Here is a 12,490-nt window from a genome sequence, read left to right on the forward strand (position 1 = left end):
TCAAAGATTTACGTTCAGTAATTGACCAGTAAGTTGCAGAACCTGTAACTCCGCCAGCTTGGCATCATACTTGGCCAGGTTGAGACTTGTCCTGGCATCCAGTAAATTAATCTGCGCCTGCCTGAATTCTATGGAGGAAATTCTTCCAAGCTTATATTGTTCCTCAGAACGATTGAAGTTGTTGAGGTTCGTTTCAACATTTTCCTGCTGCACGTTCAGGATAAAAAGTTTGTTGCGGTAATTTCCGAGGGAATTCGCAATGTCACGCTGCACCTGACTGATTAATTGTTCTTTCTGAATTTGCTGATTCTCATATCTAATCTTTGAATTCCTAACCTGGATATTCCTGAAACCTCCGTCAAACAGGTCCCAGCGCAAGCTAACACCGGCAGCCAGACCATCTGTAGTAGTCGTACTTCCTGGAAAGAATGCGGTCGCGGCACTTCGGTTTAAATTCCAGCCGTAAGAACCCGTAAGGTCTATGGTTGGTAAATATCCACTTTTATTGATCTTAATATCATAATCGCTGATCTCCAGATTTTGCTCGATTTGCAGCAATGACACGTTATTTAATTCAGCCTCCGAAATATATCCATCCAGTTCAAGATCGCTTACAAAATTTACGGTAGTATCTACGGAAAATTCATTCGCGGTGATCTCCCGGTTCAAAAGCACATTTAGATCCCGCTTAGTGTTTTTTAATTGTTGCTCGGTTTCTATTAGCGAGATGCTATCATTGTTGACATCTACCCTGGCATTGAGGACTACAAGATTATTGGCCTGTCCATATTCAAACTGATATTGAGCCCGTGTTACCCTGTTTTGAGAAATCTCCAGGGTTTCCTCCAGTACATTGATATTTTCTGAAAGTCTGGCGACCTCATAGTACACACTCATAATCTGTAAAATAGTGTTTTCTATGGTTTCCCTGGCTTCCAGCCTGGAGAGATCGTACTGCTCCTGAAGACTTTTATAATTGTACAAACGCCCAAGGCCATCAAATAGTGTGTAGCCTACGTTGATGGATGCATTGTAACGATTGCTCTCGATCCCACGCTGGTCCACTGTCTCACCATTCTCCGGCTCTGTAACCCGATCGTTTAAATCATAGTTTGCACCCGCAAGTCCCGTAAGACTTGGTAAGTATCCCGAATTTAGAATACTCTGGTTATTATCGGCGATCTCAACATTATTTTCAGCGATCCTTATTCCAAAGTTTTCCTCCAGCGCCCTGGAAATTACTTCCTGCTTCGTGAGCAGACTATCCAGACTATCCTGGGCGTTGCTCCCCATACTCCAAAACAGTACGATCAAAAAGCTAAGAATATATTTTCTTAATGTCATTCGAAATTATTTATTCTCAATTTCAATTGTTTTCTAGTAATTCTGACTTTTATTCGCCTCATCGATTTCGTTCTGTCGCTCATCCTCATCATTTTTCTCCTTGATCGCTCTTTCCACAGATTCCCGACTTACCCTATGGCCTGTTTTTAACCATTTTGCTCTGGCCTTTCCTGAGTTTGTAATGGAAAGTAGCAATGGCAACACCAGTAAAGTTAAAAAGGTTGCCACAAAAATTCCATATGCGATCGAAATTGCCATTGGCTTTAAGAACTGTGCCTGCCTGCTTTTTTCCAACAGCAACGGAGCAATCCCGGCGATGGTCGTTAAGGAGGTAAGGAAAATAGCTCTAAATCTTGACTTTCCGGCTTCAATAAGAGCTTTCTCGAAACGCATTCCTTCCCTCAAATAGGAATTGAACTTCCCAATAAGCACAAGTCCATCATTTACCATGATTCCCACCAGCGCAATGATTCCCAATAGTGAAAGAATATTCACCGGAAAACTATGCAGGTAATGTCCCCAGGCTACTCCAATGATACTGAATGGAATCATGATCATTAACAATAATGGCTGACTATAACTTCTGAAGGTAAATGCGATCACCGCATAGATTAGAAACAGGATAATTGGGAATACCTTTTCCGCAGATTTCGTAAGTTTTTCAGCTTCACGGTTCTGTCCCTCATAGGATACGGAAACACTTGGATATTTGGACAAAATCTCCGGAAGTATATTATCATCTATATTGGCTATTGCATCTGTAGCACTGGCATCCGGATCATCCATATCTGCCTCCACCCTAATTTCACGAAGTCCTTCCAGGTGACTAATGGATTCTGTTCCACGTCTAATTTCATAAGTCGCGATTTCACCAAAAGGAACCCTGTTCCCGTCTGGAGTTACAATTCGCATATCGTCCAGGTCATTGATAGATTCCCGGTTCTCACGATCATATCGCACCCAAACCCTGATCTCATCCTGCCCGCGCTGGAATCTTTGTGCCTGCAATCCAAAGAACCCTGCCCGCACCTGGCTCATCACTTCTCTTAGATTCAGTCCTAAAGCATAAGCATTCTCATTGAGATCTATGGTGATTTCCTTAATCCCGTCAGGATCTGTGTCTGTAACATCTTTCAAGGTGGAATTCTCTTCCATTGCTTCTTTAAGCTCCACCTTGGCACGCTCCAGCTCTTCAAGGTTGTTTCCCAGGAGTGATACTGAGACCGGTTTCCCGCCAAAGTTCCCACCGCTACCAAACGTTAAACGTTCCACACCGTAGACCTGCCCTACTTCATCCCGAATAGCATTCGTAATTTCAGGAGACCCAAAATCACGTTCTTCTCCCGGCAACAAATTCACTCTCAAAGAAGCTTTATTGTTACCCGGTCCAACTCTTCGAACAATATTCTTGACGACCTGCTTATTTCCTGTCTGGCGTTCAGTAAAGTCTTTATTCACTCTCCATGCGGCATCTTCAACCATAGAAATGATACTATCGGTCTTTTTCGGGTTTGTGCCTTCCGGCATTAGCAGATCTATGCTTACCCGGTCGCTGGCGATACTTGGAAATAAAGTTACGTTCACAACACCTCCCATCACCGAGCCTACCGTTAAGATAAATAATGTGATGAGAATCGAGAGGCTCAGGAACCTGTGCGCAACGGTAGCACGTATGACTGGTTCGTAAAGTTTATCCCGCAAATAGGCCATCAATTGATCTCCGTATTTGTTGATGATCCTTAGTTTAAGGAACAGCCTTGATAATCCTTTCTTCTTCTTTTGATCCTCTTCGGTTTCTCGAACCAGTGCCCTGGAATGAGCAATGTGTGCTGGAAGAATAATTAAAGCTTCCACCAGGGAAACCACCAGAGTCAGAATAACGACTGTACTAACTTCACCAAAGAATTCTCCAATCCGGCTGTCTAGGAACAGGAATGTGGAAAAGGCTAAAACCGTGGTAATGATTGCTGAAAGGATGGGCGGCAGCACTTCCATGGTTCCATCTATGGCTGCCTGTACCGGTTTTTTACCTCTTTCGTAATGCTGGTAGATATTTTCTGAAATAACAATCCCGTCATCTACCAGGATCCCAATCACGATGATCATCCCGAATAAGGATAGTACGTTGATGGTGACCCCAAATCCCGCGGCAAAAATGAACATCCCCAGGAACGAGATAGGAAGCCCGAAAGCCACCCAGAATGCCAGCCTGGTATTCAGGAAAAAAGAAAGAAACAAAAGAACCAGAATGATCCCAACGGCACCATTCTCAATGAGCAGCTGTGTCCTTTGATTCAGGGTAATACTACGGTCATCTTCCACGATGATCTTTAGGGTATCGTTCTTTTCATTGAACTCTTCCACATATTTGCGCACCTTTTCAGCCGCAGAAATAAGATCTTCATTATTGGTGGTGGAGATATTTACGCTTACGGCAATCTGCCCGTTGATATAAGAGGCATTCGGAGTTTCTGAAAACCTGTCACGAATCGTAGCAACGTCTTCAAGTGTTACCGTAGTACCATCAGCCTGTGATTTCACTACCAGTTTATTCAGTTCCTTTCCGAAGTAGGAACGATTATCAGCGCGAATCAGGAAATCCTCTTCCTGTGTTTTAATACTCCCGCCGGTGGTTAGAATATTTGCCTGGGCGACCGCCTGTGCAACTTCAGTAAAAGTAATATTAAAGGCAAGCAGGTCATTTTCATCGACTGCTATTTCAATTTCTTCTTCAGGAAATCCAGATAATTCTATCTGGGAAAGGCCATCCATGGCTCTAAGATCATACTCGATCTGCCTTCCAATTTGCTTCAGCGTGGCCAGATCTACCCCTTCACCACTAACGAAAAAGTCAAAGGTTTCCCGGATATTTTCCTGTTTTGCAACTACCAGAGGCTCCATTCCAGAGGGAAAGTTGGGAACTCTGTCCACTGCGTTTTTTACTTCGGAAAGCATTACATCAATATCCTCGTCTGAGTCTATTTCCACAGTGATACTACCACCGTTCTCTCTGGAAACTGAAGTAACACGGTCTACTCCAACCAGGCCTTTGAGGTTATCTTCAATTTTCAGTACAATTCCTTCCTCGATCTCCTCAGGAGCAGCTCCAGGATAAGTAACATTGATATTAATGATCTCAGATTCGATCAATGGGAAAAAAGAAGATTGCATACGCAACATTCCCACCACGCCAAATATCACAAAGGCGATGATCATGATATTCACCGCAACATGATACTTGATAAAGTAACTTATGATCGCTCTCATTGAACCTGACTTTCAGAATTTGAATTTGCTGCGGTGTTCGCTGTATTATTTTCTTCGGCGATCTTGACTGGCATTCCATTATAGGCTCCAGAAACCTGTCTTGTAACGATCACTTCTCCATCCGGAACACCTTTAATGACTACTTTACGATCTGAAAAATAAACCGGTTTTACTTCCATGGTTTTCAAAACAGAATCACGCACGGTAAATATTTCGTTTCGGTCATTAACGAGACTTCGATCAATTTCGACCGCATTATCCTCATTCCTCGCATCCAGGTTAGCCTGCATATACATGCCTTCCTTGAGACCTTCAGCAGCCACTTCAATAAAGACATTTACAGTTTGAGTAGCCTGATCTATCCTGGCATTGATTCGGCTTACTTTACCTTCATAAGTTTTGCTGCCGCTGTTATCGGTAAGACTTACTTTTTCATCAAGCTTTAATAGATCTGCGTATTGTTTTCCTATGGAAACCTGAAGTTCATAAACTTCCGGATCTATAAATTCCCCAAGCTTCTGCCCGTTCCGGATCAGGGTTCCTTCAGTTACTAAAGCTTCGGTTAGAACTCCGTTGAATGGCGCAGTGATCCTGTACTTAACCAGGCGCTGTTCCAGATTCTTAATGTTGAAATAAGCGGAATTAATTCCGCGACCACTTATGAAATAACGTTCTTTATCATTTGCAGGTTCTGGCAATGCAGGAATGGAGCTATTCACGTCCAGATTGTTTAAATACTTCTGCCACTTCGGAAAGATCTCCGGGTAGTCCAGTCTTAGATCTGGCATGATAGCCGTGATCTGGTTGTAAAGCTCACTTTTCGCAGATTGCACACTGGCTTCATACTCCTGGGCATCTATTTTCAGTAGAGTTTGTCCTTTTTTGTAGGCCTGTCCTGCCTTAAAATCCTGAGAACTGTAGCGAAACACCCCCTGAACTTCTGCATAGAGTTCTACTCGGTCTTTCGCCACAAGATTTCCATTTGCGGGTATTTTAATAGCTATGGAACTGTTTTTGACCGTGTCAACAAATACAGTTTTTACGGTTTTCTGAATATTTGGTTTAGGCTGCTCTTTGCTATCTATGATAGCTTTTGCCCCAAAAATAGCACCTACAATGAGCACGACGCCCAGTAGAGAAAGTATGATCTTGCGTTTATCCATGGTAGTCGTTGGACTCATTGAAGTCCTGATAGTTTAATTAAAAAAAAGAATTAGCTTATTTCTTCCAGGCTGAAATGTATTTCTTCCCATTCCTTCATCAAATTTTCCAGCTTCTTTTTTGATTCATTATATTTATTCAAAAAATCTGATTTGGTGATCGTCTTCTCGTAATTTTGAGCCAGCTCCCTGTCTTTGGACTTGATATCTTTCTCGAGTTTAGTGATCTTTGCCTCCACTTTGCTCAGTTGGTTCTTAAGTCTCTTAGCTTCTTTCTGATCCTCAAAGGAGGATTGTTTATTTTTAGTCTTATCCTGTTTTACTTTTCTGCCTTTATCAGACTTTTCCACGGCTCTCATATCCTGCATCTTTCTTTGATCCAGGTAATAATCAAGATCTCCAAGATATTCTCTAATCTTATGATCACGGAATTCGTAAACCCGGCTGGTAAGTCCCTGCAAAAAGTCCCTGTCGTGAGAAACGATGATCAGTGTCCCTTCAAAATTCTTTAGAGCATCCTTCAGTACATTCTTCGATTTGATGTCAAGGTGGTTCGTAGGTTCATCCATCACCAGAACATTAAAAGGCTCTAGCAGCATCTTACACAACGCCAGCCTGTTTCTTTCTCCTCCTGAAAGCACTTTCACTTTCTTTTCAACTTCATCTCCTCGAAACAAAAACGCACCCAGCATATCTCTTACCTTGGTACGATTCGATTCATTGGAGGCATCTTCCATGGTTTGCAGCACCGTTTTTTCACCATCCAGGTATTCAGCCTGATTTTGAGCGAAGTAACCTAATTGGACATTATGACCTAGTTTTAAGGTTCCTTCATGTGGGATCTCTCCAATAATGATCTTGGCCAGGGTTGTTTTTCCCTGTCCGTTCTGACCCACAAATGCGATCTTACTTTGTCTTTCTATAAGTAGCTCCACATCTTTAAGGACTTGTTTTTCTCCGTAGAACTTCTGAAGATCTTCAGCTTCAATAACCACTTTCCCCGGAGTGACCGAAACAGGGAAGTTTACGCTCATTACTGAGTTGTCATCTTCATCTACTTCTATACGGTCTATTTTATCAAGCCTTTTAATAAGGGATTGAGCCATGGAAGCCTTACTGGCTTTGGCTCTGAATTTATCGATAAGCTTTTCTGTATTTTCAATTTCTTTTTGCTGATTCTTTTGAGCTGCCAGCTGTTGCTCCCGCAGTTCTTTTCTGAATTCGATAAATTCTGAATAAGGTTTACGATAGTCATAAATGTGACCTAGAGAAATCTCGATACTTCTATTAGTAACATTATTCAGAAACATTTTATCGTGGGACACCAGCATCACACACCCGGAATAATTGTTCAGAAAGCTTTCCAGCCAGATGATACTCTCTATATCAAGGTGGTTGGTTGGCTCATCGAGCAGCAAGATATCATTGCTTTGCAATAATAATTTTGCAAGCTCGATACGCATTCTCCATCCTCCGGAGAATGTCTGGGTCAGTTTTCCAAAATCCTTTCGCTGAAATCCTAAACCTTGCAAAACCTTTTCAGTTTCACCTTCGTAATTATATCCTCCAATGATCTCGTACTGGTGAGTGATTTCGCTTAGATCTTCGATCAACTGGCTGTAGCCTTCGCTTTCATAATCTGTCCTGGTGGCAAGCTGCTCATTAATATGCTCCATTTTTGCTTCCAGTTGCTTGATCTCTGCGAATGACTGGTGCGCTTCATCAATCACTGTCCTACCCTGTTCAAATTCCAGATCCTGCTTTAAAAAACCAATTCTAAGTTCCTTATCCTTTGCGATCTGCCCGGTATCATATTCCTGTTCTCCGGAAATAATCTTCAGCATTGTGGATTTCCCAGCTCCGTTCTTTCCAATAAGACCCACTCGATCTCCTGCACCAAGCCTGAAACTTACCTCCTTAAAAAGGTATTCACCCTGGAACGACACTGATAAATTATGAATATTGAGCATTTTGTAACTATTGTAACTTTAGGTTTCGTGCAAAGATGCTTAAATTTGAATTGCAAAAAAAACGATCGTCATGCTTAAAGGAACTAAAGTTTATAGTATTGCCACAGGTACCTGCCCTGTGTGTCAGGAAGAAAGCATGTACAAAGAGGAAAATCCCTATAAGCTTAACAGGGTGTATGAAATGCACGAACGTTGCAGCAATTGTGGCACAAAGTACAAAATAGAGCCTTCGTTCTTTTATGGTGCCATGTACGTTAGTTATGCCGTTGGTATTGCCTTTGCAGTGGCCGCATTTGTGATTGCATATGTATTCCTGAATTCCAGCCTTTTAACATCCTTCTTTGCCATTGTAGGAACATTGGTAATCCTGATGCCCGTAATTATGCGACTATCACGAAATATCTGGATAAATTTATTCTTCAGCTATAAAAAGGACGCTGGAAAAGCTTAAGTTCTCTTCCAGTATCTCTTCTGAAATCTGGATACATCAATTTCAGCGTTCAATAGTGAATTTTTTAGAATATGGTCTGCTAATTTTGGAGCAAGATAAGGAGCTATGAGTACTCCCCGACTTCCAAAACCATTAAAACAGTACATGTTTTTAAATTCAGGATGCCTACCCATTACTGGTCGCCTGTCCCCGGAAGTAGGACGTATACCAGCAACCTGATGCACCACTTCAAAATCAACATTGATCACCTGTTTCAAAGATGCTTCCAGCTGCTCTCTGGCTTCTGAAGTTGGTTCTGCAGTTTTATCATGATTGTTATAGGTTGCACCCACCTTATATAGGTCGTTTCCAAGCGGCATGATAAAAACCGAAGCCTTGATCGCAAAGTCCAGTTGAAGCGCTGGAGATTTAACGATGATGTATTCTCCCTTGTTTCCATGCAACGGGATATAATTGAAATACGAGTTCCTGGATAGACCAAATCCTTCACAAAATATGATCTGCTTTGCTTGTATGTCCTTATAAATTAAAATATCGCCATTCATCTGCAAGAGCTCATAGTCAAAATTTTCAGCCCTCAGTTGTTGCTTTTTTTGCAGCTCTTGCCGATAAGCGTTCAGCATTAGCTCCGTATCAATATTTCCCGTATGCATTACTCGTCCAAAACCATAATCGGTCTTTACTGAGGAATTCGAATTGCTGACCAGGTTTTGGTCTAGAAAAGGTGAAAGCAGAGGCTTGTCTGCAGCTACGAACCAGTCGTTTTGCTCTTCAATGGAGTGGAATCTTCTAAAGATGTCCCATCGATATATAATTTTCTGCTGAAGATCATTTTCTAATTCGCTATAAAATGGAAGAGCAATGTCCATTTGTTCTTTAGCTTTCCATGCAGGGGTGAATCGCTTCAGAATAACCGGATTAAATATTCCTCCTGCTACGTAGGAAGAAACCTGGGAACTGTCCTCGTAGACTACAAAACTTTTGCCTCTCTTATTAAGTTCACGTGTGATGGCCAAACCGGCAAGACCTAAGCCTACAATGATAAAATCTACTTTTTTTATGATCATGGTCTTAAAATAAAAAAAGCGCTCCGGAAAGAGCGCTTTTCAATATGATACTATGGAATTAGTAACTCCACATGTCTTGTTCAAAATTTCGAATTTGCTCCTTTATTCTTTGGGATTCGAGCAATTGCATAAACGCATTATCTGCTATATAATCGTCAATCTCTCTATCACCCTGTACGTTATCCTCTTTGTAAATAACTCCGTCGAAACGTCTGGCGTTCAACAAGTGATCAAAGTTAATGGTTTGGGCAGTATTACCACCGGTAAATACAAGTGCGTCATGCAAAACTTCACGTGCATCCGGATACCAAACCCAGAACAACTCAACAAGATCTGTTTGTCCTGAATCGATGAAGTTAACATCTGGTGCTACCGGAGCGATTCCCAGAATTCTGTATTTCAATTCTGCAAGACGCTTATCAAAATACCATATTCCACGAATGTGATACTCCACGATATCTGCCGCACCAAGATCACGACGATCAATAAATTGAGCATCTACTTCTTCCCCGGCATTGTACTGCTCGATCCCCAGGTCTGTCGTATCCACCTTGGAAATGGTTGCACTAATATCCTTTAGCGTACGCTTTTCAGTAAAATAAGAATCGGCGTAAACGTTCTGAATCTTACCCTGCTTAATAGCGCTCGTTAAGACATCATAAAGCGATCTTCTGCTTGATCCAATATTATTGGTATCGATTGGATAATACATTGGGAAATTCACTCTTTCATCAAGATCGATGATCTCCCAGGTGCTTTTAGACCATAAAATATCACGGTCTCCAACGTATCCATATTCAAGAGGTTTGTCTTCCTGATCTACCATAGCCTGAGCCTGCGATTTCTTCCCGATATCCTCGGGTTTTTTCGCATTCAGGATGTTTGCCTGACCGAAAGAAGAAGCACTCATCATCATCACAAAACCATAAACAAAAATTTCTTTCAAGCTCATTGTCTTCAATTTTTAGTTTGTAAGCTCAATTACGACCGGCGCAACTTTCTTAAGCTTATAACTTGAGTTCCCCTGAAGGGAAGCATTAATATCATAAATCTGTACAGATTCACCTCTTCCTGCTCTTCTTAAAGCGGCTTTGGCTCTATCATCCAAACGGCTACCATTCACATTGATAGTAGGCTGTCCCGGTACTTTAAATTTGAAACCAGTTACATTCAGGTTCAGATCGAAATCAAAATCCGGAAGGTTAGCACCAATAGTTGCTATCTCTAAAGAATTTCTCTGCATAGATACAGAACCATCCTCTCCACGAATCGTACCAACAGGTCTAGGTATATCTTTAACACGGAAGGTTTTTCTATCTGAAACTGTTTTACCTCCTGGAAGTTCTCCACTCACGCTAATAGTAACTTCTCTAGCCTGCAGCGTGGTCACATCCATCATATAACTTCCAGCACCACCAGAAGCTCTTAGTCCCGGAGCATTTGCACTAACGCTACTTACACCCGGAATGGAGATCGTCATCGGGTTCTGAACCCCACGATAAACCACATTCATCTTATCTGCGGAAATCACGGCTGAATTAGGTAAAGGAATTACGTTATAAGAATCTGAGATCTCGATACTTTTCAACGAGTCATTCTCAAGATACTGAAGCTCTCCAGTAATTTTTTGCTCACCTACATTTCCTGCAGGAAACTTTAATACTACCTGTCCAGCCTGAGTGTTTTCAACCTCTTTCCCGTTTATGGTAACCTTTTCGAATTGTAATGTATTATCGAAACGACCAAGTACTACTTTACCGCTAAATTCCTCACCGCTAAAAAATGCTGGTTTATCTGGAATTACGATAGCCTGGTAATTACTTAAAGAAACATCACTCTGTAACTGTCCCGATAACATTTGAGATAGGATCTCGCTTTCTGTACTTTTAATATCAGATTGTATCTGAGTCATTTTCGTTAAAGATGCGATCAATGGAAATCCCTGGTAGTTGTAATACAACCACGGTTTGGTAACACCATCACCATCAGTCACCTCTTCCGTAGAAAATTCTCTTCTTACATTAGCTGCAAGCTGAGGATATTTATCTTCAAGGATCGCTGATACTTCTTCACGATAAGTATTAATTTGATTTACAAATTCCTCACCGGCAGGAGAAACTCTTCCACTTTGAAAGAACATTTCATCCAGCTGATCTGACTTATCCATTTCTTCGTAGTTCCATTTACCGTTCTCCTCCTTCTCCATTTCTGCAGTAAGATCATTCTTTACTCCTTCAATATAATCATTGAGTTGAGCAGATAACTGGTCGATTTGATCGGCTTTTTCCTTAATTGAGGTGTACTTGGCTGGCTGCTCATCCACTTTTTCAGCAAGACCGGCCATATAAGCGGCATTTCGGTTCTCAGCAGTAGCATTTGCCGTACTCAATTTTTCATTCATCATTCCAAAAGCGGTAAGTACCTCTTTGGACATATTTAGTGCCATCATAGCGATGAAAACCAGGTACATTAGGTTAATCATCTTCTGCCTTGGCGATTGTTTTCCGGATGCCATGTCTAATTAGATATTTTAATTAATAAATCGTTTAATTGAAAATTCAATTAGACTCTTGGTTTTCCGTTCATAGCAGTTAGCATACCTCCGTAAACATTGTTCAGTGAAGCCATATTGTTTGCTAACGAATCCATTTGCGCTTTAAGTTTACCAGCATTCTCTGCAACTGCCTGGTTCACCTCTGCCTGCTTGGAAGCAGATTCAACCTGTACTTTATAAATATTGTTCAAAGTTTCCATTTGAGCAGCAGCTACGGTTAATTCTTCGCTGTATTTCTTTTGAGAAGCCATCGAGTCAACTGTTGGGGCAATTCCTTTGGCAGCTCCTTCAAAATTTCTAATACTATTACCTAGTGAGGACATAAGATCTGCATCTAGTTTTGCTTCTTTCAGCATTGCATCCAGCTTCTTAGACAAAGATGCCTCTGCTTCTTTTTGTTCCACAACCACAGCTTCTCTTTTAGTACCTGTTCCACCAGCCAGTTCTGGATATACTAATGACCAGTCCAGTTCATCATCGATTGGTTCAAATGCAGAATATGCAAATACAAGTGCTTCTACGATAAGACCGGCAATAAGCATTTCATTACCACCCGGCCAGTGCATAATTTTAAATAACGCCCCTAAAATAACTACAGATGCACCAAGACCATACACCATGTTGGTCACCCGTTTTGCTCCTCTTGATTTTGCCATAACTTTAAGCTTTAAATTTTC

The 12,490-nt window shown here is 41.4% G+C and carries 9 protein-coding genes; 1 reads left to right on the plus strand and 8 read right to left on the minus strand.

What is annotated here, in order from left to right:
• From G529_RS0105735 to G529_RS0105750, 4 genes are read right to left on the minus strand one after another with little or no spacing between them, the layout of a single operon-like run.
• Entirely contained in the window at nt 1-1,344 is a 1,344-nt protein-coding gene (locus G529_RS0105735; RefSeq protein ID WP_026914630.1) for a TolC family protein, read from the minus strand.
• Nucleotides 1,345-1,377: 33 nt separating this feature from the next.
• Entirely contained in the window at nt 1,378-4,611 is a 3,234-nt protein-coding gene (locus G529_RS0105740; RefSeq protein ID WP_026914631.1) for an efflux RND transporter permease subunit, read from the minus strand.
• Entirely contained in the window at nt 4,608-5,792 is a 1,185-nt protein-coding gene (locus G529_RS0105745; RefSeq protein WP_245566895.1) for an efflux RND transporter periplasmic adaptor subunit, read from the minus strand. Before G529_RS0105745 ends, G529_RS0105740 begins: the two co-directional genes overlap by 4 nt.
• A gap of 32 nt (nt 5,793-5,824) precedes the next feature.
• On the minus strand, nt 5,825-7,741 hold the full coding sequence (locus G529_RS0105750) for an ABC-F family ATP-binding cassette domain-containing protein (protein WP_026914633.1): 1,917 nt from the start codon (nt 7,739-7,741) through the stop codon (nt 5,825-5,827).
• Between the two features lie 70 nt (nt 7,742-7,811).
• Here G529_RS0105750 and G529_RS0105755 point away from each other — a divergent pair, with 70 nt between their 5' ends.
• Nucleotides 7,812-8,192 (plus strand): DUF983 domain-containing protein, encoded by a 381-nt coding sequence (locus G529_RS0105755; protein ID WP_035695671.1) that lies wholly within the window; start codon nt 7,812-7,814, stop codon nt 8,190-8,192.
• Here G529_RS0105755 and G529_RS0105760 read toward each other — a convergent pair.
• The 4 genes from G529_RS0105760 to porL are packed head-to-tail and all read right to left on the minus strand — an operon-like array spanning nt 8,189 to nt 12,469.
• Nucleotides 8,189-9,259, minus strand: coding sequence for an NAD(P)/FAD-dependent oxidoreductase (locus tag G529_RS0105760; protein ID WP_035695675.1), 1,071 nt, complete (start codon nt 9,257-9,259; stop codon nt 8,189-8,191). The genes G529_RS0105755 and G529_RS0105760 overlap by 4 nt on opposite strands.
• A gap of 58 nt (nt 9,260-9,317) precedes the next feature.
• Complete coding sequence (gene porN, locus G529_RS0105765; RefSeq protein WP_026914636.1) at nt 9,318-10,211, minus strand: type IX secretion system ring subunit PorN/GldN; 894 nt, start codon at nt 10,209-10,211, stop codon at nt 9,318-9,320.
• A gap of 12 nt (nt 10,212-10,223) precedes the next feature.
• On the minus strand, nt 10,224-11,774 hold the full coding sequence (gene porM, locus G529_RS0105770) for a type IX secretion system motor protein PorM/GldM (protein WP_026914637.1): 1,551 nt from the start codon (nt 11,772-11,774) through the stop codon (nt 10,224-10,226).
• Nucleotides 11,775-11,821: 47 nt separating this feature from the next.
• Entirely contained in the window at nt 11,822-12,469 is a 648-nt protein-coding gene (gene porL / locus G529_RS0105775; protein ID WP_026914638.1) for a type IX secretion system motor protein PorL/GldL, read from the minus strand.
• Between the last annotated feature and the right edge of the window lie 21 nt (nt 12,470-12,490).

This window comes from Christiangramia portivictoriae DSM 23547 (genome assembly GCF_000423045.1).
Lineage (GTDB): Bacteria > Bacteroidota > Bacteroidia > Flavobacteriales > Flavobacteriaceae > Christiangramia > Christiangramia portivictoriae.